The sequence below is a fragment of the Halomonas rhizosphaerae genome, from assembly GCF_030012485.1.
GTDB classification, from domain to species: domain Bacteria; phylum Pseudomonadota; class Gammaproteobacteria; order Pseudomonadales; family Halomonadaceae; genus Halomonas; species Halomonas rhizosphaerae.
In genome coordinates this window covers 65,874-87,331 of record NZ_JASCQQ010000038.1, presented here as the reverse complement: position 1 = coordinate 87,331, position 21,458 = coordinate 65,874, and the positions used below count along the sequence as shown (strand labels likewise).

Genomic DNA, 21,458 nt, shown 5'->3' with positions numbered 1-21,458 from the left:
CCGGGGCTGGCCTGACGGCTTACCGCCAGCCGACGCGATCGAAGATACGAATCGCCTCCGGGTTGTTCTCGCCCAGCACGCTGACGTTCAGGTCATCCTTCTTGAAGTCGGCCCAGGAGGCGATGACGCCATCGGTCTCCGCGGATTCCACGGCGGGGAACTCGTAGTTGCCGGTGGCAAAGAGTGCCTGGGCCTCGTCGGAGGCGAGGAACTCGAGGAAGCGCACGGCGTTCTCCTCGTTGGGCGCGCCCTTCACCATGCCGGCACCGCCCACGTTGACGTGCGCGCCGCGACCGTCCTGGTTGGGGAAGACGATCTCGACCTTCTCGGCCGCCTCGCGGTCGGCTTCCTGGTCGGAGTTGACCAGGCGGACGTAGTAGTAATGGTTGGCCAGGGCGATGTTGCACTCGCCGCTGGCGACGCCGCGGATCTGGTCGGTGTCGCCGCCCTCGGGGTCACGCGCGAAATTGTCGACCACGCCCTTGGCCCAGGCTTCCGCCTCTTCCTCGCTGTGGTGGGCGATCAGCGAGGCCAGCAGGGACTGGTTGTAGATGTTGTTCGAGGAGCGGATGCAGACCTGGCCCTCGAACTTCGGGTCCGCGAGGTCCTCGTAGCTGGTGATCTCGTCGGCATTGACCTCGGTGGGGTCGATGAAGATCGCCCGGACGCGCTGGCTGAAGCCGAACCACTTGCCTTCCGGATGACGCATGTAGTCGGGCAGCCGCTCGTCGAGCACCTCCGAGTCCACGCTGGCGAAGATGTCCTCCTGCTCGCCGCGCCACAGGCGTCCGGCATCCACGGTGATCATCACGTCCGCGGGACTGGCCTCGCCCTCCAGCTTGAGGCGCTGGATCAGCTGGTCGGAGTCGCCCTCCAGGACGTTGACCTCGACACCCGTCTGCTCGGTGAAGGCGGCATAGAGCGCCTCGTCGGAATCGTAGTGGCGAGCCGAGTAGACATTGAGCTCCTCGGCGGCAGCGGCCTGGGAGGCCATGGCGGAGCCGGCCACCAGGGCGGCGAGGGGCACGGTGAGACGACGATTCAGCGGCATGGAGACACCTCGTGTTGCGGGGTTGCGGTTTCGAATGATAATGCTTTGCATTACACTTACGCTATTGAAGCGCCTCCCGCCACCGTCGTCAAGCCCCGCCGGCGGGCCACCTGATCCAGGTCAGGGGTCGCCGTGCCTTGACAGTCGGCGGAGCGAAATGCGAGCGATAGTACAACGCATTCAGGAGGCTTTCGCGTTACCATGCAGGACACACCTTTCTCAATGGCCGCTCAGATCCCATGACTAGCCAACCGATGCTCCCGATCGACGAGAATGCTGCCGTGGCACCCGTTCTCGCCATGCACCAGATCCGCCATGCCTACCAGCAGCACCTGGCCGTGGAAGATGTCTCCCTCGAGGTCAAGCCCGGCGAGATCGTCTGCCTGCTGGGGCCTTCCGGCTGCGGCAAGTCCACCCTGTTGCGGATCGCCGCGGGACTCGAGGTGGTGCAGCAGGGGCGTGTGGAACTGGGTGGCGAGTCGATGGGGCGCGCCGGGCGTTCCCATGTGCCGCCGGAGAAGCGCAACGTCGGCCTGGCCTTCCAGGACTCGGCGCTCTTCCCGCACCTCTCGGTGCTCGACAACGTGGCCTTCGGGCTCGAGTCGCAGCCCGCCCAGCAGCGACGTCGCCGGGCCTATGAGCTTCTCGAGCTGCTGGGCATGGAGCGCTATGCCCGGGTCTTCCCGCACATGCTCTCGGGAGGGCAGCAGCAACGCATCGCCCTGGCCCGGGCGCTGGCGCCGGCGCCGCAGCTGATGCTGCTCGACGAGCCCTTCTCCAGTCTCGATGCCCGCCTGCGCGACCGCATCCGCGACGATACCCTGCACGTGCTGAAGAAGGTGGGCGCAGGAGTGCTGCTGGTGACCCACGACCCGGAGGAGGCCATGTTCATGGCCGATCGCATCGTGCTGATGCGCGAAGGTCGGGTGGTGCAGGCCGGAACGCCGCTGGACCTCTACTGCGCCCCCACCGACCCTTTCGTGGTCACCTTCTTCGGCGAGGTGAACGAACTCGAGGGACGCGTGGTGGACGGCAAGGTGGCGACGCCAGTGGGCGACGTCTCAGGCGGGGGGCTGCCCGAAGGCAGCCGGGTGCAGGTGATGATCCGGCCCGAGGCCCTGCGGGTGGTACCACTGGACGAGCCGCCGGAACATCACCATAGCCATGTCATCATGGCCAAGCTGCTGGGCCGCACCAGCCTGCTGCACATCTGCGCCCATTCCCCCGACGGCGGGGAGAGCCACCTGCACGCCCGGGCCCCGGGGGTCTTCCTGCCCCGGGAGGGCCAGCCGGTCATGATCGGCCTGGATGCCTCTCAGGTCTTCGTCTTCCCCCTTGCACCCTCAGCGGCTGCCGGGGCGGGAGCGGCGCATGGCGATGCTGAGCAGTATCACCGGCAGGATGCCTACTGCCACGATGGCCAGTGACGAGGTCGAGGCCTCGGCCAGGCGCTCGTCCGCGGCCAGGCTGTGGGCGCGGATCGCCAGGGTGTCGAAGTCGAAGGGACGCAGGATCACCGTGGCCGGCAGCTCCTTCATCACGTCCACGAAGACCAGGATGCCGGCGGCGATCAGGCTGCCGCGCATGATCGGAGTGTGCACCTTGCGCAGGGTGCCGCCCGCCGTCTGACCCAGGGTCCGCGAGGCCGCATCCATGCTCGGCGTCACCTTGCCCAGGCTCGCCTCGATGGCATTGAAGGAGACGGCGAGGAAGCGCACCAGGTAGGCATACACCAGGATGAAGGCTGACCCGCTGAGCAGCAGCCCCACCACGACCCCGAACTGGCTCTTCATGACGTCGTTGATCTGGTGGTCCATCCACACGAAGGGGATCAGGATGCCCACCGCTACCACCGAACCGGGCACCGCATAGCCCATGGCGGCCACGCGCGTCGCGACCCGCGTCACCTTGCCGGGGTGCAGGCGGGCGCCGTAGCTGAGCAGCAGCGCCAGGCTCACGGCGACCACCGCGGCGAGCGACGCCAGCAGCAGGCTGTTGCCGGCAAAGCCCAGGAAGGCCGAGCCGAACAGCGCATCCCCGCCCTGGACCGAGAGGTAGCCCAGCAGGCCGCTGGGGATCAGGAAGCCGAGCAGCACCGGCGCCAGGCAGGCCAGGGTGGCGGCCCAGGCCCGCCAGCCATGGAGCGCGAACTCCGGCAGGTGCTGGTAGCGACCGGTGGTGTGGAAATAGCGGCGCTTGCCGCGCGAGGCGCGCTCGAGCAGCACCAGGGCGATGACGAAGGCCAGCAGGCAGGCGGCGAGCTGGGCCGCAGCCACCTGCTCGCCCATCCCGAACCAGGTGCGATAGATGCCGGTGGTGAAGGTGTCGACCCCGAAGTACTGCACGGCCCCGAACTCGTTGAGGGTCTCCATCAGCGCCAGCGACACGCCGCCGACGATGGCCGGCCGCGCCAGCGGTAGGGCCACGCTGGTGAACAGCCGCCAGGGACCCCGCCCCAGGGTCCGCCCCACGTCCAGCACGCACACCGACTGCTCCAGGAAGGCCGCCCGCGCCAGCATGTAGACATAGGGATAGAGCACCAGGGTGATCAGGGTGGCCGCCCCCCACAGGGAGCGGATGTCGGGGAAGACGTAATCGCCGGCCGACCAGCCAAGGCTCTCCCGCAGCCAGGTCTGGACGGGGCCGGCGAACTGCAGGAAATCCGTGTAGGCATAGGCGATCACGTAGGTCGGTACCGCCAGCGGCAGCAGCAGTCCCCACTCGAACAGTCGACGCCCGGGGAAGCGGCACATCACCACCAGCCAGGCGGTCCCGGTGCCGATCACGAAGGTGCCGAGCCCCACCGTCACCACCAGGAAGAGGGTGTTGACGAGATACCTGGGCAGCACCGTGCTGCCCAGGTGCTGCCAGATGCCCTCGGTGGGCATAAACAGGTGGGCCAACACCACGATGACCGGCAGTGCCACGATCAGGGCGATCCCGAGGGTCAGGGCGTTCCAGACATTGAAGGGCAACGACAGACGGGACGGGGCGCGGGAACTGGCCGGACTGGTCAACGAGGTCTCCTTCCAGCGAGCTCTGGAGGCGGTGTGGATGCGAGGCATTTGCGCGTGAGAATTGTATCAGCTGGCCCCCGTGGCTGCAGCCATTGCGGTTGCCCCGGATCAAGGCAAACGCCCGCCGCTCAATGAGCGGCGGGCGTCAGGGGGTGCCGGCAGGGGAGGCTCAGTAGCCGATCAGCAGGGAGGGCAGGCCGGTGACCAGTGCCGGGAAGAAGGCCATCAGCACGCAGGCCAGCACGATCAGCGCGCAGAAGGGGATCACCGCCTTGTAGAGGTCGACGATCTCGACCCCGGGCGGCGCCACCCCCTTCAGGTAGAAGAGCGCATAGCCGAAGGGCGGTGTGAGGAAGGAGGTCTGCAGCACCACGGCGACCATCACCACGAACCACAGCACGTCGATACCCATGCTCTCGACGATCGGCAGCATGATCGGGAAGCTCAGCAGCACGATGCCGGTCCAGTCCAGGAACATGCCCAGGATGAACACCAGGAAGAGCATCAGGATCAGCGCCCCGGTGGTGCCGCCCGGCATCGCCATCACCAGCTCGTGGATCACCTGCATGCCGCCGCCGCGGGAGAACACCCCGGTGAAGGCGGTGGCGCCGACCAGCACCAGCATCACCATGGTGGTGGTCTTGCTGGCATCGATCAGGGTGCGGTAGCAGGTCGAGGCCTTGCGGTCGCCGAAGATCAGGAACAGCACGAAGGCGATGGTCACGCCGATCGCCGAGGCCTCGGTGGCCGTGGCGATGCCGGTGAACAGGGCGCCCAGCACGCCGAGGATCAGCGACATGGGCGGCAGCACGTACTTGGCCAGCATGACCAGCAGCTCGCGGGTGCTGGTCTCGGCGCGCTCCGCCGCCGGCACCAGCGGGCCGTAGGAGGGCTTCACGTGGCAGATGATCAGCACATAGAGGGCATACATCACGCCGAGCAGCAGGCCCGGCACCAGGGCGCCGGCGAAAAGCGCGCCCACCGAGACCGGCGAGTAGCTGGCCATCAGGATCAGCATGATGCTCGGCGGGATCAGGATGCCCAGGCAGCCGCTGGCCATGATCACCCCGGTGCTGAGCTCCTTGTTGTAGCCGTACTTGAGCATCGGCACCAGGGCGATCATGCCCATCACCGCGATCGAGGCCCCGACGATGCCGGTGGTGGCGGCCAGCAGCACCGAGACGATGACCACGGTGAGTGCCAGGCCGCCGCGCAGGTTGGCGAGCAGCAGGCGCATCGCCTCGAACATCTTCTCGGTGACCCCTGAATCGTTGAGGAAACGCGCCATCAGGATGAACAGCGGGATGGCCACCAGGACATAGTTGTCCATGGCGTTGCCGTAGATGTTGTTGATCAGGGTGCCGAGGATCTTGGCGCCGGGGCCGAGCCAGGCGCCGAGCACGGCGATGCCGCCGAGCACGAAGGCCAGCGGATGGCCCATGAACAGGCCGACCAGCAGGCCGCCGAACATGAACAGGGTGAGCATTTCGGGGCTCATGCGGGCTCCTCCTCACGCAGCTGCTGGATGGCGCGGATGACGATGGCCACGGCCTGCAGCAGGATCAGGAAGGCGGCGATGACGATCACCGCCTTCACCGGGTAGACGGGGATGGCGACCATGCCATAGGTGGTCTCGCCGCGGCTGAAGGAGCGCAGGAAGAAGTCCCAGCCCAGGGTGAGCAGCATCCAGATGAAGGGCACGAAGAAGATCAGGTAGCCGAGTATCTCCAGGGCGGCCTGCTTGCGGCGCGACAGCAGCCGCTTGAGGACGTCGACCTCCACGTGGGCATGGTGGCGCAGCCCATAGGCGGCCATCAGCATGAAATGGACGCCGAACAGCATCTTGGTGGTATCGAAGGCCCAGTCACTGGGGCGTCCGATGAAGAAGCGCATGGCGATGTCGTAGATCACGATCAGGGTGATCACGGCGATCAGCGGAGCGATCAGGCGACCGAATGCCTCGTTGAGGGCATCGATGGCCTTGGCAATGGCGTTCATGAGCGGGGATCTCGTGAATCAGTGGGAACACGACGTTCGGCCGGCCGGCGACGATCAGCCGCCGGCCGGCCAGCGGGCCCTCCCGGGGGAGGACCCCGGCGGGGCCTTACATGCAGGCCTCGATCTCCTCGAGCGAGGGCAGGTCGTCGGTGACGCGGCTCATGTTGTAGGGCACCGAGACGTCACGCCATTTGGCGTAGTGCTCCAGGTAGCTGATCATGGAGTGGTAGACCTTGGCGTGCATCGGGTCCTCGCAGGCCCCCTGGACGATCACGTCGTTGGTGATGCGCTGGATCTCGGCGAGGTCCTCCTCGGAGAGCTGGTTGATCTCCGTGCCGTCCTCGAGGAACTTCACCGTGCCCTCGGTGGACTCGCGCTCGGACCAGGCCAGTGACCAGGCCATGGTGGCCTCGGCGGCGATCTTCAGCTTCTCCTGGGTCTCCTCGGAGAGGGCGTCCCAGGCATCCTGGTTGATCATCACGCCGAACACGCTGGCGGACTGGTGCCAGCCCGGCACGGACCAGTAGTCGGCCACCTCGGAGAAGCCGGCCTTGTAGTCCACGCCCGGGGTGGAGAACTCGGCACCGTCGACCACGCCACGCTCGATGGCCTGGTAGATCTCGCCGCCGGCCAGGGTCACCTGGGAACCGCCCAGTTCCTCGAGCACGCGGCCCTGGTCGCGACCGGAGAGGCGCAGGCGCTTCCCATCCAGGTCGGCAATGCTCTCGATGGGCGTGCCGCCGCGGAAGCCGGACTCGTTGTTGGTGATGCCGTAGGGCAGGTAGACCATGTTGTACTGGCCGTAGACCTCCTGGTAGAGCTCCCAGCCGCCCCACTCCATGATCCAGTTCAGGTAGTCGACGCCATTGAACAGGCTGGTGGTGGTGGCCAGCGGCGAGAAGGCCGGACTGCGACCGGCCCAGTAGCCCGGCCAGTCGCCGGCGGCCTCGATGCTGCCGGTCTCGGTGGCATCGAAGACCTCGGTGCCGGGCATCAGGGTGCCGCCGGCACGGAACTCGATCTGCACCTCGTCACCGGCGAGCTTGTTGACCAGCTCCGCCCAGTGGCGGTCGATCTGGATCAGGTCCAGGTTGTCCGGCCAGGTGGTGGTCATGGTCCACTGTTCCTGGGCCTGGGCGGTGGAGCTCATGGCGGCGAGGGCGACGCCCGCTGCCAGCCCGGTGAGGGCGAACTTGCGCATCTTCTTCATTGAGGTGCTCCCTTGTGGGTTGTTCTGCTTGTCCAGAAGTCGATGGAACGGCCGTCGGTGCCGGGAAGCGGCCGCCTGCGGAGCGGGCCTGACCGTCCGGGCAACTCGGCAACAGGAAACAAGCTAGCATGGGACGACGGAGATGTTCGACCGGGCCCTGGCTGCCTCCGGGCCTGGGACGTGCCCCGCAAGGCCACCGCATGGATTGGGATAATATCTTTTCAATCAAAGAGTTGAAACGCACGTATGACAATCATGTTGCAATGCCGAAATGCCCGGCAACGTTGAAAGGCCGCGCACCCTTAGACCAAAGTTGAGCCGCAGGTGGAGCCCCGTATGATCCGCGACCATCTCGCCCCCCTGCAGGAGACCCGACGCCGGCTGGACCGGCAGCGCTGGCGCGGCCTGGTCTGGCTGACCGGCGCCGCCGATGCCTGCCGCCGGGAGGCCCTGGCGTTGTGGCAGCAGGGCGACTGGTCGTCGCCGCTGTGGGTCGCCGCCGAGCCGGTGGACGGCATCGAGGCCTCGTGCTGGCTGCCGGCGGCCAAGGCCCGCACACGACTGGGGGGCGAGCAGGACCTGGTGGTGATGGACGCCGTCTCGGCCGAGAGCGGCTTCGACCCCGAGGCCTTCGGCGCGCTGGCCGGCACCCTGCGCGCCGGTGGCCTGCTAGTGCTGATGACCCCGCCCGACTGGGGGGCACGCCCCGATGCGGACTATAGCCGCCTGGCCGAGTACCCCTGGCGCGCTGAGCAGCTCAGCGCCCGTTACCTGGCCCGGCTTGCTCGGCTGCTGCGCGCCGACGCGCGAGTGATCCACTGGACGGCGGGGGAGGCGCCGCAGCGACCCTCTCTGCCCGAGGCACCGCCGGCAGCGGCGTCGTCGCCTGACGCGGACGCGGACTGCCTGACCCGCGACCAGGCGGAAGCGGTGGCACGGCTCACCCGGCTGCGTCGCCGTCGACCACTGGTACTGACCGCCGACCGCGGTCGCGGCAAGACGGCGGCCCTGGGCATCGCCTGCGCGCGGCTGCTGGCGGCGGGGGAGGTGGAGATCCTGGTCACGGCGCCGCGCCCGTCGGCCGTGGCCGGGCTCTTCGAGCGCCTGGTGGTCCTCTGTCCCGAGGGACAGCGGCACGGCAACGCCTTCGAGGCGGGCCACGGCCGGGTCGCTTTCCTGCCCCCCGACGCGCTGGACCGGCTGGCCGAGCAGGGCGAGGTCGGTGGCCCCGGCCGGCTGCTGCTGGTCGACGAGGCGGCGGCGATTCCCGCGCCGCTGTTGGGACGCTGGCTCGCCGCCTTCCCGCGCATCGCCTTCGCCACCACGGTGCACGGCTACGAGGGGTCGGGGCGTGGCTTCGCGCTGCGCTTCCGGGAACGGCTCGAGCGCCAGACGCCCGACTGGCGGGCGTGCCACCTGGCCGAGCCGATCCGCTGGGCCGAGGGCGACCCCCTGGAGGCGCTGACCTCGCGCCTGTTGCTGCTGGATGCCGAGCCGGCAGCGTGCCCGGACGCCGGGGACATCGCGACTCTGCGGCGCCTGGACCGTGCTGCCCTGGCCCGCGACGAGCCGCGGCTGCGGGCGCTCTTCGGCCTGCTGGTACAAGCCCACTACCGCACCACGCCCGCCGACCTGCGCCGGCTGCTGGATGGCCCGGGGGTCGCCCTCACCGTCCTCGAGGCCGAATCAGCCCTGCAGGGGGTCGTAGTGAGCGGCGACGAGGGGGGCTTTCCGGCCGGGCTCGCCGAGCAGGTGGCACGGGGCGAGCGACGACCGCGTGGCCACCTGCTTGCCCAGTCGCTGGCCGCCCATGCCGGGGAGCGCGAGGCGCTGACGGCCCGCCTGCGGCGAATACTGCGCATCGCCGTCCCGGCCGAGCGGCGCCGTCACGGGACGGGGCGCCAACTGGTCGAGGCCGAGGTCATGCGGGCCCGTGACGACGGGATCGACCTGCTGGGGGCGAGTTTCGGCGCCGAGGCGGGGCTGCAGGCCTTCTGGCGGGCGGCGGGCTTCCGGGCGGTGCGCCTGGGGCTGACCCGGGAGACGGCCACCGGCGAGCACGCGCTGATGGTGGTGCGCCCCACCGGCCCGACGGGGGTGCGACTCGCCGAGCGCCTCCAGGCGCGCTTCCATCGCCAGCTGCCGGGGCTGCTGGCCTTCGAGCTGGCCGAGCTGGAGCCGGCGGTGGTGATGTCCCTGCTCGGCGAGGCGCCTGCCGCCCCCCTGGGCGACGAGGACCACCGCGACCTCGATGACGTCGCCTTCGGTCATCGCGAGCCCGCCCTGGCCCGTCCGGCGATCCAGGCCCTGGTAAGGTGCCATGCGACACGCCTGGCGGGCCGCCAGGACGAGACGCTGGCCCTGCTCGCCGCTTGGGCCTTCCAGGGACGCGAGGTGGCCTGGCTGGCAGCGCGGCTGGGGGTGTCGGGCAAGCGAGGCGTGCAGGCCCGGCTGCGCGAGGTCGTGGCACGGCTCCATGACGGCGACCGCGGGCTTTCCCCCGGCGAGGCCGGCCGGTAGAGTGCCCGGGTCAACCGCGAGACAGAACCGTCATGAACGCACATCTCGAGCAGCTCTCCCCCCGGCCCCTGTGGCATCACTTCCGCACCCTGTGCAACACGCCGCGTCCCTCCGGCCACGAGGCCGCGCTGGTGGTGATCCTGGAGCGCTGGGCCGACACGCTGGGCCTGGCCCATGACCGCGACGCCTTCGGCAACCTGCGCATCCGCAAGGCCGCCACGCCGGGCTTCGAGTCGGCCCCGGGGGTGATCCTGCAGGGTCACCTGGACATGGTGGCCCAGGCCAATGCCGACCATCCCCACGACTTCACCCGGGATCCCATCGAGACCCGGGTGGGCGAGGATGGCTGGCTGCGCGCGTGCGATACGACCCTGGGCGCGGACAACGGCCTGGGGGTGGCGGCGGCGCAGGCGATCCTCGAGGACGAGACCCTGGTACACGGCCCGCTGGAGGCGCTCTTCACCCTGGAGGAGGAGTCCTCCATGGGCGGGGCCCTCAACCTGGCCGAGGGTTGGCTCGAGGGACGCCTGCTGCTCAACCTCGACTCCGAGGACCGTGGCCAGGTCTACATCGGTTGCGCCGGCGGCGCCGACGTCATCGTCGAGGCCCAGCTGCCCACCGCGCCGCTGGTCGACCACGAGGTGGCGCTGCGGCTGTCGCTGACCGGGCTCTCGGGGGGGCACTCCGGCATCGACATCCACAAGGGACGCGGCAACGCCAACCGGCTGCTGGTGCGGGTGCTGCGTGCCCTCGAGCCCTTCGGTGCGCGGCTGGTCGACTACCATGGCGGCACGCTGCGCAATGCCCTGCCGCGGGAGGCCTTCGCCACCCTGGTCCTGCCCGGCGATGAGCAGGCCTCTGCCAGTGAGCGAGTGGCCGTGCTGCAGGAGGAGCTGCGCGCCGAGCTGGCCGGGGTCGACGAGGGGCTTACTCTGACGCTGTCGCCACTGGAGGTCCGGCCTACCGAGGCGCTGACGGAGCACGCCAGCCAGCTGCTGGTCCGTGCCCTGCACGTGGCCCCCTGCGGCGTCGAACGCATGAGCGTCGCGGTGCCGGGGGTGGTGGAGACCTCCAACAACCTGGGCGTGGTCAGCCTGGAGGGCGGGCGCTTCCACCTCTGCGCCCTGGTGCGTTCGCTGCGCGACAGTGCCACCGAGGACCTCGCCGACCGCTTCCGGGCGCTGTTCGAGCTGATCGGCGCCCGCACCCGGGTCGAGAACGCCTACCCGGGCTGGACGCCGAACCCGGATAGCCCGCTGCTCGCGCGCTTCTGTCGCCTGCACCGTGAGCGGCTGGGCAGTGACCCCGAGGTCAAGGTGATCCACGCCGGCCTCGAGTGCGGCATCCTCGGCGGCAAGTATCCGCAGCTGGACATGATCTCCTTCGGCCCGCTGATCCGCGGTGCCCACTCCCCCGACGAGCGGGTGGAGCTTACTTCCGTGGCGGAGTTCTGGGAACTGCTGCGCGCCCTGATCGAGGACCTGGCCAGGGGCTAGGGGCTGCTCCTCGGCAATCGCGGTCGACACCATGGTGCAAGGCTCAGGAGTGACCGAGATGAATGAACTGCTGCAGGAGGTCGTACCGGCCTGGCTGGCCTTGGGGCTGGCCGGGCTGCTGGTGGCGATGGCCTGGGCGGGACTGTCCTGGCGCAAGCGGCTGGTCGCCGTCGAGGCACGCCTCCTCGTCCGGGAGCAGGAGGGCGCCGAGGGCGAGGCCACCGTGCGGCGGCTGGAGCAGGAGCTGGCCCAGAGCGATGCGCAGCTGGATGGCAGCCGCGAGCGCCTGGCCGCCCTGGAGGCCGAGCTGGCCGCGACGCGCGACCGGCTGGCCGAGCGGCGCGAGCATGCCGCCCGGCTGGAGGTCGAGCGCGAGCAGATGGCGCTGCGTCATCGCGAGCAGCTGGACCTGCTGGAGGAGGCCCGGGAGCGGCTCAAGGAGGAGTTCCGCCAGCTCGCCGGGCGCATCTTCGAGGAGCGCCAGCAGGCCTTCTCGGTGCAGAGTCGCGACAGCCTGGAGGCCCTGCTGCGGCCCTTCCGCGAGCAGGTCGACCAGTTCCGCCGTCGGGTCGAGGAACTGCATGGCCAGCAGAGCCGCGACAGCGGCTCCCTCAAGGCCCAGCTGGAACAGCTTGCCGGGCTCAATGCACGCCTTGGCGACGAGGCCGCGGGCCTCGCCCGGGCCCTCAAGGGCGACCAGAAGGCACAGGGCCATTGGGGCGAGCTGATGCTCGAGACCGTACTGGAGCGCAGCGGCCTGCGTCGGGACATCGAGTACCGCCGAGAGGTCTCGCTGCAGGGCGACCAGGGTCGCCAGCGCCCCGATGCGGTGATCTACCTGCCCGACGACCGCCATCTGATCGTCGACGCCAAGGTGTCGCTGGTGGCCTGGACCCGCGTGGTCAATGCAGAGGACGAGCCCGAGCGCGAGGCGGCCATGAAGGCCCACCTGCAGTCGCTGCGCGGCCATGTCGCCGGGCTATCGGGCAAGGACTACCCCGCGCTGCCGGGGCTCAACTCGCCGGACTTCGTGTTCCTCTTCGTGCCGGTGGAGCCGGCCTTCGCCGCCGCCTTCGAGCGCGATCCCACGCTCTTCCAGGAGGCCTTCGACCGCCAGGTGGTGGTGGTCACCCCGACCACCCTGCTGGCCAGCCTGCGCACCGTGGCCGGCCTGTGGAGCCTGGAGCGCCAGAACGAGAACGCGCGCCTGATCGGCGACCGGGCCGAGAAGCTGCTGGCCAAGTTCTCCGGCTTCGTCGAGAGCCTCGAGGAGGTCGGCCGTCACCTGGAACGGGCGGGCGACAGCCATCGCCGGGCCATGGGGCGGCTCTCCAGCGGGCAGGGCAGTCTGGTGGCCCAGGCCACCGAGCTGCAGCGCCTGGGGGTGCGCATGAAGAAGCCGTTGCCGACGGAGCTGGTGCGCGCCGCCGGGGGAGACGGCGAGCCGGACGACGAGGCGACGGGGCGCGCCTGAGCCTCTCCCCCATCGACCGGATCGGCAACGACGACGCCGCCCCGAAGGGCGGCGTCGTGTGCGGTGGTCCTGCGGAGCCAGTGATCAGTCGAGGTAGGCGCCCAGCATCCACACGGTCTTCTCCTGCTCGCGGATGTAGTCGCCGGCCTGGGCGGCGGTGCCCTCGTCGTCGGCATCCGAGGCTAGGGAGAGCAACTCGCGCTGGAGCTCGATCAGGGTCTGGTAGCCCTGGAGCACGCCGCGCACGCAGGCCTCGCCGTCATGGACATTCTTGTCCTCCTGGATCCTGGCGAGCTTCACGTAGTCGCTGTAAGCGTGCACCGGCTGGTGGCCCAGGGTGAGGATGCGCTCGGCGACCTCGTCGACCTTGGTTAGCAGGTCGGTGTAGAACTCCTCGAACTTCTCGTGGAGCTGGAAGAACTGGCGGCCCTTCACGTTCCAGTGGTAGCCGCGCACGTTCATGTAGAAGATCTGGTAGTTGGCCAGCAGCTCGTTGAGCTTCTCGGCCAGCTGGCTGGCGCTGGCCTCGTGCAGGCCGATGGTGTTGGTGTCGCTCATGCAATGCCTCCTTGATCGCGATGCAGGTAGGGTAAGACGTCCGCCGGCGGTGGATAAGTCGATTGTCGCCATGGCCACCATAGCCGATGCCCATGTTATGCGGGTGTCGGCCGCGCTCTTCAAGGCCGACGGCCGGCCAGTGCGACCCAGAGACGCACCAGGCCCTCGGTGCGATCGGCCAGCAGCTCGGCGCTGCGCGCGAGGGCCTCGTCAAGCACCATGGGGCCATCGGCCAGGGCGAAGGCCGCGGTGACCCCCTCGTCGAAGGCGGCCTGCCAGCCCGGGGCCAGGCGCCCGGCCAGCACCACCACCGGCACCCCGTGACGATGGGCCAACCGTGCCACCCCGACCGGTGTCTTGCCGGCCAGGCTCTGGCCGTCGAGCTGGCCTTCGCCGGTGATCACCAGGTCGGCGTTCGCCAGCAGGGCCTCGATACCGGCCTGCGCCATCACCAGCTCGATGCCGGGGCGCAGCTCGGCGCCGAGGAAGGCCCGGGCGGCAAAGCCCATGCCCCCCGCGGCGCCGGCCCCGGGCAGGTCACGGTGATCCTGGGCCAGGGTCGCAGCAGTGACGTCGGCGAGGCGGGCCAGGGCGGCATCGAGGCGCGCCACCTCCTCCGGCGTGGCGCCCTTCTGGGGGCCGAAGACCGCACTGGCGCCGCGCTCCCCCAGCAGCGGGTTGTCCACGTCCACCGCGGTCTCGACCCGCAGGCCGGCCAGGCGCGGGTCGAGGCCCTCGAGGTCGAGCTCGGCCAGGTCGGCCAGGGCGGCGCCGCCCGGTGCCAGGTCGCGGCCCTCGGCGTCACGCAGTCGCGCCCCCAGGGCGGCCAGCATCCCCGCCCCGCCGTCATTGGTGGCACTGCCGCCGAGCGTGAGCAGCAGGCGTTCGGCACCGGCATCCAGCGCCTCGCGGATCAGCTCGCCGACACCGAGGGTGGTGCTGTGCAGGGCGGTGCGCTCGTCGGGCGCCAGCGCCTGCAGGCCACTGGCCTCGGCCAGTTCCACGTAGGCGGTGCGGCTCCCGGCGTGCCAGCCCCAGTCGGCCCGGGCAGGGCGTCCCAGGGCGTCGTGGACGTCAGCCGAGCGCCGCTCGGCCCCGGTGGCAGCCAGCAGGGCATTCAGGCTGCCCTCTCCACCATCGGCCAGCGGGCATTCCAGGGCCTCGATGTCGCCACCGGCACGTCGCGCCCCGACGGCGATGGCGCGCGCGGCGTCGGCGGCGGGCAGGGCATCCTTGAAGCTGTCCGGGCAGATGAGGATCTTCATGTCCGCTCTCGTCGTGTGGAAGGGGTTTCCAGCTTAGCGCCAGCCGGCGCGGGACAGAACCCCGGGGCGCTTCATCCCTGTCGGCTTCCGGCGTAGACTGCTTTTTACCCTTCGCGGAGATCATCCGATGCGTGCATGGTTGTTAATGCTGCTGCCGGCGGTGCTGGCCGGCTGCCAGGTGACGCCGACGACCCTGCCCGTGGCCGAGCCTGCCCCGGCCGCCGAGTGCCGCTGGCCCGCCGGGCCCGGTGACAGCCTGGCCAGGGCCGTCACGGCCCTGGAGACGGAGGGCTTCCTGGTGCGGCACACCGATGCCTCGCTGGGACTGGTCAGTGCCGAACGCGCCCGGAACACCATCTATCACGACCATGGCGTCGAGCGCCTGCCCCGATTCGGCGGCTTCGTGCTGGGCGGCAGTGGTGGCCATGTCGCCTCCGGCGTGATGATCGGCATCGGTAGCGGCATCGGATCGGCGACCGACGAGGCGACTCGAATCGAGCGGGTCTCGGTGGTGGTGGGGGCGCAGCAGGTGCAGGTGTCCCGGGATATCCGCATCTTCGACTGGCGAGGTGAGCTGCGCGAGTCACGCAGCGCCAGCGATGCCGCCTTCTGCCGCGATCTGCGTGCTGCCATCGAGGCCGTACCGGCACAGGAGGCCCCATGATGCGTGCCCCCCTCGTCATCCTGCTGGTCGCCTGGCTGGCCGGCTGTGCCACGCCGGCTCCGCCTGAGCCCCGCGAGATTTACCTGGCGGCGACGCCCGAGACCACCCTGCGCGAGGCCATGGACCTGCTGATGGAACGCGGCTACGTGATCCATCATGCCGACGCCGACCTGGGTCGCCTGGAGGCGGTGCTGGGCCGGATGCCGGGATACGGCGTGTCGCTGCGCGTGGCCGGCCAGGGGGACGGCAGCCGCGTCAGCTTCATCGCTACCCGCGGTGGTCGGCCCCTGCCGCCCACCGTCCTGGACCCGCTGCTGACCGACCTGCAGTCGCGGCTGGGGCTGTTGCCCTGACCTGCTCGAATGATGACAAGGCCTACGATGATTCCTTACGTACTCTTCCCTCGCGTGATCGGCGTGCTCTGCCTCGCCGCCGGCCTTCTTCTGCCGCTTACGGCCACGGCGCACCCCCACGGCTGGATTGACCTGCGCATGCGCCTGGTGCTCGACGATGAAGGCCGGCTGGAAGCGCTGCAGCAGTCATGGCGCCTGGACCCCTTCTACAGCCTGGTGCTGCTCGAGGAGCTCGAACGTGAGCAGGGGGACGGTGGGGTCGAGGCCGCTCTGGATCAGTTGGGCGGCGAGATGCGGAATACCCTGTCGCCGCAGGACTATTTCACCGAGCTGCAATGGGGCGACGACAGGCCAGGTTTCGGCGAGGTCGAGGAGTACACGGTGCTCGCACGGGAGGGGCGCATCGAATTCGTCTTCCTGCTGCCGCTGGCTGAACCGCTGGACCTGACGGGAGGGCCACTGCGTTACCGGGTGTTCGACCCCTCCTACTATATCGAGGTGGTGCACGAAGCGGAGGGTGATACGCCGCTTGACGATGCCCTGGTGGTGAGCGGCAAGCTCGATTGCGAGACGCGCATCCTGGCGGCAGAGCCCGATCCCGAGCGAGTCATGGAGGCCGCCATGCTGGATGTCGATGACACCGCCGAGTCGGGGCTGGGGCGTCACTTCGCCGAGACCGGGGAGGTGGTATGCCATTGACGGTGAGGCACCTGACCGTGGTACTGGTGGCCCTGCTGGTGGTTGCGGCCCTCCTCCAGTTCGTCATGCAGGGCGGCCTGAATGCCATCACCCTGCAGCTGGTGACCTGGCAGCGCGACTTCCATCGCGCGCTGACCATGGCCATCACGGGGATTTCCGGCACACCCTCGCCGGCGACCTGGACGACCCTGCTCGGCATCAGCTTCGGCTATGGCGTCTTCCATGCCGCCGGCCCCGGCCATGGCAAGGCGGTGTTGACCACGTATCTGGTCTCCCAGGGCGGGGCACGGCGGCGAGCGCTGGCGCTCTCCTGTGCCGCCTCCCTGCTGCAGGGACTGGTGGCCATCGCCCTGGTGGTAGTGCTGGTGCATGGCCTGGACTGGTTGACCCGCCAGGCCATGGGCAGTGTGGCCTGGGTCGAGCAGGCGAGCTTCATCATGGTGGCGCTGCTCGGCGCCTGGCTCTGCCTGCGTGCCATCCGCCAACTGCGCCGCCCGGTGGTGGCATCCGGCGATGGCTATGTCCATGACGGGCATCAACATCACCCGGGTCACGACTGTTGCGGGGGGCACCACCATGTGGATCCGCAGCGGGCCGGGGATTGGCGCACGGCCCTGGCCACGGTGGTCGCCATCGGCATACGCCCCTGCAGCGGGGCCGTTCTACTGCTGGGGGCGGCGACCCTGCTCGGCAATTTCATGGTCGGGGTGACGGCGGTACTGGTGATGTCGCTGGGTACCGCCCTCACCGTCTCGTCCCTGGCGCTGGCAAGCGTGTTCGCTCGAGGCTGGGCAGAGCAGCGGCTGGCGGCCCGGAGCACGGACCACCGCATCGGCAGGCTGCTGGGCTGGGCCGCCCTGGCGGGCGGGCTGGCCATCATGGTCCTGGGGGTGTCGCTGACCGTGACCGGCGTCGGCCAGCCGGCCAGCGCGCTGCTGCTGGGCGAGCCCCCGTCGCGCGGTGCGACGGCGCAGCCGGATACTGCGCCCCATCCCTTCGGCGGTTAACCTTCGTGCGATGCCAGGTCCAGCCCTTCCACCTCGGCCAGGATGCGGGCACGCATGTCGGCCAGCCGGTCAAGGTCATAGCCCTCGGCCTGACCATGGCCCCAGACCGGCGCCGGCCAGGCGGCATCCTCGCGACGCCGCACGATGACGTGCACATGCAGCTGGGCGACGACATTGCCGAGGCTGGCGATGTTGAGCTTGTCGCCACCGAGGGCATCGAGCATGGCCCTGCCGACCGCGCTGGCTTCCCGCCATAGCTGCTGCTGAGCCGGGGCATCGAGCTGGAACACCTCGCTGACCTCGAGGCGGCGCGGTATCAGCACCAGCCAGGGGAAGCGGGCATCGTCCATCAGCCGCAGCTGGCACAGCGGCAGTTCGGTGACGGGATAGCTGTCATCCACCAGACGGGGATCGGGTTCGAAATCCGACATCACGGGGGCTCCTTTCGCGTCGGCTGTCCCTGTCCGTCATCATGGCACAACTACCCGATATCGGGGCAGATTCCCCCTACAGGGCTGCCCCGGTATGCTGGACGGCCTTTCTCCGACCCGCAAAAAACGGACGCTGTCATGACGCTGCTCGAGGCGCTTGCCCTGCTGGCCATCGGGACCCTGGCCGGGTTCATCAACGTGCTCTCCGCCGGGGGCTCGATGCTTACCCTGCCACTGCTGATGTTCCTGGGGTTGCCGCCTCAGGCGGCCAACGGCACCAACCGGGTCTCGATCGCGCTGCAGAGCATCTCCGCGGTGACCAGCTTCTTCCGTGCCGGTGCACGCTACCTGGGCCTCTCGTTGCGGCTCTCGGTGCCGGCAGTGGTCGGCTCGGTGCTCGGTGCCTGGCTCGCCCTGCACACCGGGGATGGGCTCTTCGAGGCGATCCTGATCACGGTGATGGCGTGCTCGGCGGTGTTGATGCTGCTGCCCCAGCCGCGCCTGGAGACCCGGACCCTGACACCGGAGCGCCTCACGCCGGCGGTCTATCTGGCCATGTTCGCCATCGGCCTCTATGGCGGCTTTATCCAGGTTGGTGTCGGCATCCTGTTTATCGTGGTGCTCTACCGTATGCTGAAGATCGACCTGGCCCAGGTGAACGTCTTCAAGGTGCTGATCATACTGGTCTACACCTTGCCGGCTCTGGCCATCTTCCTGGCCAACGATCAGGTGCGCTGGGGCTACGGCCTGGTGCTGGCGGCCGGCAGCATGCTGGGGGCCTGGTTGGCGGTGAAAGTCAACATGAGCCCGCGTGGCGCCTTCGTCGTCAAGTGGCTGACCATCGCGGTGATCATCGCGATCATCCTGCGGCTGCTGCTGGGGTGAGAGCCCACTGGGCACTTTCGCCGTATCTGCTAGATTTAAAGGGACACCCCTTGTGTTCCACATCGGGAACGGCAACGAGGACGCCATCATGAAACGAATGATATCGCTGATACTGGTCTCACTTTTCACCCTTTCCCTGCTCAGCGGCTGCAATACCATGCGCGGGGCCGGCGAGGACATCGAGGAGGGCGGCGAGGCGATCCAGCGCTCCAGCTCCTGACGTTGCTTTCCCGAAGCAGGTTGGCGAGTGGGCTGCTAGGCTGAAATTGCCATTGCTTCACGGCAAGGAATGGATCCCTGAACCCGTTAAGGAGGACATGCCATGAAGAAAGTGATCGCCATGGGCTTCATGCTGCTGATGACCGCCGGCCTGCTCGCCGGGTGTAATACCATGGAAGGCGCCGGTCAGGACGTCGAGCAGGGTGGCGAGGCCGTGCAGGATGCCGCCAGCTGAGCTCCCGCTCATCCGGCATAGCAAGCCTGCCTAGGTTGACACGGGCACGCCCTTCGGCGTGCCCGTCTTGATTCATTTTTCGACAAGATCCCCGTTCACTAGCTGGAACTCCCGCATGTTGCTCGCCTGGAAACCCTGGCTGGCCGCCGCTGGCCTGTCGCTGATGACCGCCTGCAGTGCCACGAACGATCCCCCGGTTCCCCGCGCGCCGGCACCCGAGCCTCCTCGCGTCACCGAGGTCGAGGATGCCTGTGGTGCCGGCCGCGTCCAGGACCGGGTGGGGCGCCACTTCGATGAGGCGCTGGGTGCGTCCCTTCGTGAAGAGAGCGGTACCGACACGCTGCGCGTGATGCGCCCCGGCGAGGCCCATACCCTCGATTACCGGGCCGAGCGCCTCAATGTTCGCCTGGACGACCGGGACCGGATCACCGCCCTGAATTGCGGCTGACGCACGCTTCTTCTCAGGGGTCGCCGTGCTCGGCCTGGGTGCGACGCTCTTCCTCCTCGGCCTGCTTTCGCAACTTCTTGCGCAGGGCCGCCTTCTCGAAACGCAGCTTCTGGAGCCGGGTCGCCAGCTTCAAAGGCGGGACCCGTGCCGGCTTGCCGGTGTCGTCCACGGCCACCATGGTCAGGTAGCAGCTGTTGGTGTGGCGGATCACCTTCTTGCGGATGTCCTCGGCCACCACCTTGATGCCGATCTCCATGGAAGAACTGCCGACATGGTTGACGCAGGCCAGGAAGGTGACCAGCTCGCCGACATGGATCGGCTGCTTGAACAGCACCTGGTCGACGGACAGCGTCACCACGTAGTGGCCGGCATAGCGGCTGGCACAGGCATAGGCCACCTCGTCGAGCTTCTTGAGGATGGCGCCGCCATGCACCTTGCCACTGAAGTTGGCCATGTCCGGTGTCATCAGCACGGTCATCGAGAGCTCGTGCTGCCCGTTCAGCGGTTGGTCGTCCATCGTCATGCTCCCTTGAGGTTTCCTACAGCATAACGCCTTGCCCCCGCGAGGGGAGCAAGGCGTTTGATGCGGGGCAGTCAGGCCCGGGGATCAGAACCAGGTCAGGCCCACCGCGATGATGATACCGGTGATGAACAGCTGGATCAGGCAGAAGCCCATGATGTCCTTGGCCTTGAGGCCGGCGATGCCGAGCACCGGCAGGGCCCAGAAGGGCTGCAGCAGGTTGGTCCAGGCGTCCCCCCAGGCCACGGCCATGGCCACCCGGGGAATGTCCACGCCCAGGGCCTGGGCGGCGGGCAGCATCACCGGCGCCTGCACGGCCCACTGGCCGCCACCTGAGGGCACGAAGATATTGACGATACCGGCGCTGATGAAGGACCAGAAGGGCAGGGTGGTCTCGGTGGCAAAGGAGATGAGTGTCTCCGACATGCTCTCGGCCAGCCCCGACTGCACCATGATCGCCATGATGCCGGCATAGAAGGGGAACTGGATGACGATGCCGGCACCGCCCTTGATCGCCTCCTGGAGGCTCTCGAGCAGGCTACGGGGCGTGCGGTGCAGCACGATGGCCAGCGACAGGAACAGGAAGTTGACCACGTTGAGGTTCAGGCCGCCGTCGCGGAAGATGAAGTGGTCGAGCAGGAACAGCACCCCGGGGATGCCCACCAGCCAGGCCAGGGTCGTGCTGTTCTCCAGGCGCTCGGCGGGACGGGTGATGCGCACGCGCCTTTCCTCGTCGTCACCCAGCAGCTTGGGGTCGATATAGACGCTCTCCTTCTCGTCGGGGAGCATCAGCCGGTTGACCAGCGGTACGGCGATGAACAGGCAGGCCACGATGGCCAGGTTGAACAGCGAGAAGATGGTATCGCCGGTACCGATCACGCCGATCTGCTCGGCGGTGAAATGGTCGTCGGTGGCGATGGTCAGCGGGATCGAGCCGGCCAGGCCGCCGTGCCAGACGATGAAGCCGGAGTAGGCGCTGGCCACCAGCAGGCGGTAGTCGACGCGCACCAGGCGGGCCAGTTCCTTGGCGAACAGCGCCCCTACCACCAGGCCGAAGCCCCAGTTGATCCAGCTGGCGACCAGCGACACCAGGGTGACCAGGATGATGGCGCTGCCGGCATTCTTCGCCAGACCGGCGAGCTTCTGCAGCAGGCGCTTGACGGGCGGGGAGCTGGCCAGCATGTAGCCGGTGACGAGCACCAGCAGCATCTGCATCGAGAAGGTCAGCAGGCCCCAGAAGCCGTCGCCCCAGAAACGCATCACCGCCAGCGGGGTCTGGCGTTCCACTGCGATGGCCGCGGCGGCGGCGATGATCGTCAGCAGCAGGACGAAGATATAGGGGTCGGGCAGGTAGCGTTCGACCAGCTTGACGGCTGGTCTCGATAGGGCCTTGAGCATGAGGGTTCCC

22 protein-coding genes are annotated in these 21,458 nt (G+C 68.7%); 12 read left to right on the top strand and 10 right to left on the bottom strand.

Annotation, left to right across the window (positions count from 1 at the left end):
- Positions 1-19: 19 nt before the first annotated feature.
- Entirely contained in the window at positions 20-1,051 is a 1,032-nt protein-coding gene (locus tag QLQ86_RS17870; protein ID WP_282817850.1) for a Fe(3+) ABC transporter substrate-binding protein, read from the bottom strand.
- Between the two features lie 299 nt (positions 1,052-1,350).
- On the opposite strand from QLQ86_RS17870, the gene QLQ86_RS17865 reads away from it, so the two are divergent.
- Positions 1,351-2,478 (top strand): ABC transporter ATP-binding protein, encoded by a 1,128-nt coding sequence (locus QLQ86_RS17865; protein ID WP_407650122.1) that lies wholly within the window; start codon positions 1,351-1,353, stop codon positions 2,476-2,478.
- Here the strand turns inward: QLQ86_RS17865 and QLQ86_RS17860 are convergent.
- The 4 genes from QLQ86_RS17860 to dctP all read right to left on the bottom strand — a co-directional run bounded on the left by QLQ86_RS17860 (position 2,395) and on the right by dctP (position 7,276).
- The gene (locus tag QLQ86_RS17860; RefSeq protein ID WP_282817962.1) at positions 2,395-4,002 is read right to left on the bottom strand and encodes an ABC transporter permease; all 1,608 of its coding nucleotides are present in this window, start codon (positions 4,000-4,002) and stop codon (positions 2,395-2,397) included. The two genes, QLQ86_RS17865 and QLQ86_RS17860, sit on opposite strands and share 84 nt — an antisense overlap.
- Before the next feature lie 235 nt (positions 4,003-4,237).
- Positions 4,238-5,566 carry a TRAP transporter large permease gene (locus tag QLQ86_RS17855; RefSeq protein ID WP_282817849.1) on the bottom strand — a complete coding sequence of 443 codons (1,329 nt, stop codon included), beginning with the start codon at positions 5,564-5,566 and terminating at the stop codon, positions 4,238-4,240.
- Positions 5,563-6,066: a TRAP transporter small permease subunit gene (locus QLQ86_RS17850; protein WP_282734396.1), complete on the bottom strand. Its 504-nt coding sequence runs from the start codon at positions 6,064-6,066 to the stop codon at positions 5,563-5,565. The genes QLQ86_RS17855 and QLQ86_RS17850 overlap by 4 nt, the downstream gene beginning before the upstream one ends.
- 106 nt (positions 6,067-6,172) lie before the next feature.
- The gene (dctP, locus tag QLQ86_RS17845) at positions 6,173-7,276 is read right to left on the bottom strand and encodes a TRAP transporter substrate-binding protein DctP (RefSeq protein WP_282817848.1); all 1,104 of its coding nucleotides are present in this window, start codon (positions 7,274-7,276) and stop codon (positions 6,173-6,175) included.
- Positions 7,277-7,612: 336 nt separating this feature from the next.
- Between dctP and QLQ86_RS17840 the strand changes: the two genes are divergently transcribed.
- From QLQ86_RS17840 to rmuC, 3 genes are read left to right on the top strand one after another with little or no spacing between them, the layout of a single operon-like run.
- Complete coding sequence (locus QLQ86_RS17840) at positions 7,613-9,796, top strand: tRNA(Met) cytidine acetyltransferase TmcA (RefSeq protein ID WP_282817847.1); 2,184 nt, start codon at positions 7,613-7,615, stop codon at positions 9,794-9,796.
- Between the two features lie 32 nt (positions 9,797-9,828).
- Positions 9,829-11,292 carry an aminoacyl-histidine dipeptidase gene (locus tag QLQ86_RS17835; RefSeq protein WP_282817846.1) on the top strand — a complete coding sequence of 488 codons (1,464 nt, stop codon included), beginning with the start codon at positions 9,829-9,831 and terminating at the stop codon, positions 11,290-11,292.
- 58 nt (positions 11,293-11,350) lie between these two features.
- Positions 11,351-12,766: a DNA recombination protein RmuC gene (gene rmuC / locus QLQ86_RS17830; RefSeq protein WP_282817845.1), complete on the top strand. Its 1,416-nt coding sequence runs from the start codon at positions 11,351-11,353 to the stop codon at positions 12,764-12,766.
- Positions 12,767-12,850: 84 nt separating this feature from the next.
- On the opposite strand, the gene QLQ86_RS17825 is transcribed toward rmuC, so the two are convergent.
- Entirely contained in the window at positions 12,851-13,324 is a 474-nt protein-coding gene (locus QLQ86_RS17825; protein ID WP_282817844.1) for a Dps family protein, read from the bottom strand.
- A 119-nt stretch (positions 13,325-13,443) separates the two neighbouring features.
- Positions 13,444-14,589: a glycerate kinase gene (locus tag QLQ86_RS17820; RefSeq protein WP_282817843.1), complete on the bottom strand. Its 1,146-nt coding sequence runs from the start codon at positions 14,587-14,589 to the stop codon at positions 13,444-13,446.
- A gap of 127 nt (positions 14,590-14,716) precedes the next feature.
- Here QLQ86_RS17820 and QLQ86_RS17815 point away from each other — a divergent pair, with 127 nt between their 5' ends.
- From QLQ86_RS17815 to QLQ86_RS17800, 4 genes are read left to right on the top strand one after another with little or no spacing between them, the layout of a single operon-like run.
- On the top strand, positions 14,717-15,253 hold the full coding sequence (locus tag QLQ86_RS17815) for a hypothetical protein (RefSeq protein ID WP_282734389.1): 537 nt from the start codon (positions 14,717-14,719) through the stop codon (positions 15,251-15,253).
- Complete coding sequence (locus QLQ86_RS17810; RefSeq protein WP_282734388.1) at positions 15,250-15,606, top strand: outer membrane protein assembly factor BamD; 357 nt, start codon at positions 15,250-15,252, stop codon at positions 15,604-15,606. The genes QLQ86_RS17815 and QLQ86_RS17810 overlap by 4 nt, the downstream gene beginning before the upstream one ends.
- Positions 15,607-15,633: 27 nt before the next feature.
- The gene (locus tag QLQ86_RS17805; RefSeq protein WP_282734387.1) at positions 15,634-16,305 is read left to right on the top strand and encodes a DUF1007 family protein; all 672 of its coding nucleotides are present in this window, start codon (positions 15,634-15,636) and stop codon (positions 16,303-16,305) included.
- Positions 16,296-17,312, top strand: a complete 1,017-nt coding sequence (locus QLQ86_RS17800; RefSeq protein WP_282734386.1) for a nickel/cobalt transporter — start codon at positions 16,296-16,298, stop codon at positions 17,310-17,312. Before QLQ86_RS17805 ends, QLQ86_RS17800 begins: the two co-directional genes overlap by 10 nt.
- On the opposite strand, the gene QLQ86_RS17795 is transcribed toward QLQ86_RS17800, so the two are convergent.
- Positions 17,309-17,743, bottom strand: coding sequence for an HIT domain-containing protein (locus QLQ86_RS17795; protein WP_282734385.1), 435 nt, complete (start codon positions 17,741-17,743; stop codon positions 17,309-17,311). The two genes, QLQ86_RS17800 and QLQ86_RS17795, sit on opposite strands and share 4 nt — an antisense overlap.
- Before the next feature lie 138 nt (positions 17,744-17,881).
- Between QLQ86_RS17795 and QLQ86_RS17790 the strand changes: the two genes are divergently transcribed.
- The 4 genes from QLQ86_RS17790 (at position 17,882) to QLQ86_RS17775 (ending at position 19,530) form a co-directional block, all read left to right on the top strand.
- On the top strand, positions 17,882-18,628 hold the full coding sequence (locus QLQ86_RS17790; protein ID WP_282817842.1) for a sulfite exporter TauE/SafE family protein: 747 nt from the start codon (positions 17,882-17,884) through the stop codon (positions 18,626-18,628).
- An 88-nt stretch (positions 18,629-18,716) separates the two neighbouring features.
- Positions 18,717-18,848: an entericidin A/B family lipoprotein gene (locus tag QLQ86_RS17785; RefSeq protein ID WP_282817841.1), complete on the top strand. Its 132-nt coding sequence runs from the start codon at positions 18,717-18,719 to the stop codon at positions 18,846-18,848.
- A gap of 102 nt (positions 18,849-18,950) precedes the next feature.
- Positions 18,951-19,082: an entericidin A/B family lipoprotein gene (locus tag QLQ86_RS17780; protein WP_282817840.1), complete on the top strand. Its 132-nt coding sequence runs from the start codon at positions 18,951-18,953 to the stop codon at positions 19,080-19,082.
- 115 nt (positions 19,083-19,197) lie between these two features.
- Complete coding sequence (locus QLQ86_RS17775; RefSeq protein ID WP_282817839.1) at positions 19,198-19,530, top strand: I78 family peptidase inhibitor; 333 nt, start codon at positions 19,198-19,200, stop codon at positions 19,528-19,530.
- A gap of 13 nt (positions 19,531-19,543) precedes the next feature.
- Here the strand turns inward: QLQ86_RS17775 and QLQ86_RS17770 are convergent, their stop codons facing one another.
- The gene (locus QLQ86_RS17770; RefSeq protein WP_282734380.1) at positions 19,544-20,053 is read right to left on the bottom strand and encodes an acyl-CoA thioesterase; all 510 of its coding nucleotides are present in this window, start codon (positions 20,051-20,053) and stop codon (positions 19,544-19,546) included.
- A gap of 84 nt (positions 20,054-20,137) precedes the next feature.
- The gene (locus tag QLQ86_RS17765) at positions 20,138-21,448 is read right to left on the bottom strand and encodes a short-chain fatty acid transporter (RefSeq protein ID WP_282734379.1); all 1,311 of its coding nucleotides are present in this window, start codon (positions 21,446-21,448) and stop codon (positions 20,138-20,140) included.
- Positions 21,449-21,458 lie beyond the last annotated feature (10 nt).

Excerpts from the sequence above, each read along its gene's own strand:
- QLQ86_RS17840 (WP_282817847.1), top strand. The coding sequence starts at position 7,613 with ATGATCCGCGACCATCTCGCCCCCCTGCAGGAGACCCGACGCCGGCTG.
- QLQ86_RS17855 (WP_282817849.1), bottom strand. The coding sequence starts at position 5,566 with ATGAGCCCCGAAATGCTCACCCTGTTCATGTTCGGCGGCCTGCTGGTC.
- QLQ86_RS17835 (WP_282817846.1), top strand. The coding sequence starts at position 9,829 with ATGAACGCACATCTCGAGCAGCTCTCCCCCCGGCCCCTGTGGCATCAC.
- QLQ86_RS17765 (WP_282734379.1), bottom strand. The coding sequence starts at position 21,448 with ATGCTCAAGGCCCTATCGAGACCAGCCGTCAAGCTGGTCGAACGCTAC.
- dctP (WP_282817848.1), bottom strand. The coding sequence starts at position 7,276 with ATGAAGAAGATGCGCAAGTTCGCCCTCACCGGGCTGGCAGCGGGCGTC.
- QLQ86_RS17795 (WP_282734385.1), bottom strand. The coding sequence starts at position 17,743 with ATGTCGGATTTCGAACCCGATCCCCGTCTGGTGGATGACAGCTATCCC.
- QLQ86_RS17820 (WP_282817843.1), bottom strand. The coding sequence starts at position 14,589 with ATGAAGATCCTCATCTGCCCGGACAGCTTCAAGGATGCCCTGCCCGCC.
- QLQ86_RS17805 (WP_282734387.1), top strand. The coding sequence starts at position 15,634 with ATGATTCCTTACGTACTCTTCCCTCGCGTGATCGGCGTGCTCTGCCTC.
- QLQ86_RS17870 (WP_282817850.1), bottom strand. The coding sequence starts at position 1,051 with ATGCCGCTGAATCGTCGTCTCACCGTGCCCCTCGCCGCCCTGGTGGCC.
- QLQ86_RS17790 (WP_282817842.1), top strand. The coding sequence starts at position 17,882 with ATGACGCTGCTCGAGGCGCTTGCCCTGCTGGCCATCGGGACCCTGGCC.
- rmuC (WP_282817845.1), top strand. The coding sequence starts at position 11,351 with ATGAATGAACTGCTGCAGGAGGTCGTACCGGCCTGGCTGGCCTTGGGG.
- QLQ86_RS17825 (WP_282817844.1), bottom strand. The coding sequence starts at position 13,324 with ATGAGCGACACCAACACCATCGGCCTGCACGAGGCCAGCGCCAGCCAG.
- QLQ86_RS17785 (WP_282817841.1), top strand. The coding sequence starts at position 18,717 with ATGAAACGAATGATATCGCTGATACTGGTCTCACTTTTCACCCTTTCC.
- QLQ86_RS17770 (WP_282734380.1), bottom strand. The coding sequence starts at position 20,053 with ATGACGATGGACGACCAACCGCTGAACGGGCAGCACGAGCTCTCGATG.
- QLQ86_RS17810 (WP_282734388.1), top strand. The coding sequence starts at position 15,250 with ATGATGCGTGCCCCCCTCGTCATCCTGCTGGTCGCCTGGCTGGCCGGC.
- QLQ86_RS17780 (WP_282817840.1), top strand. The coding sequence starts at position 18,951 with ATGAAGAAAGTGATCGCCATGGGCTTCATGCTGCTGATGACCGCCGGC.
- QLQ86_RS17775 (WP_282817839.1), top strand. The coding sequence starts at position 19,198 with ATGTTGCTCGCCTGGAAACCCTGGCTGGCCGCCGCTGGCCTGTCGCTG.
- QLQ86_RS17800 (WP_282734386.1), top strand. The coding sequence starts at position 16,296 with ATGCCATTGACGGTGAGGCACCTGACCGTGGTACTGGTGGCCCTGCTG.
- QLQ86_RS17865 (WP_407650122.1), top strand. The coding sequence starts at position 1,351 with ATGCACCAGATCCGCCATGCCTACCAGCAGCACCTGGCCGTGGAAGAT.
- QLQ86_RS17850 (WP_282734396.1), bottom strand. The coding sequence starts at position 6,066 with ATGAACGCCATTGCCAAGGCCATCGATGCCCTCAACGAGGCATTCGGT.
- QLQ86_RS17815 (WP_282734389.1), top strand. The coding sequence starts at position 14,717 with ATGCGTGCATGGTTGTTAATGCTGCTGCCGGCGGTGCTGGCCGGCTGC.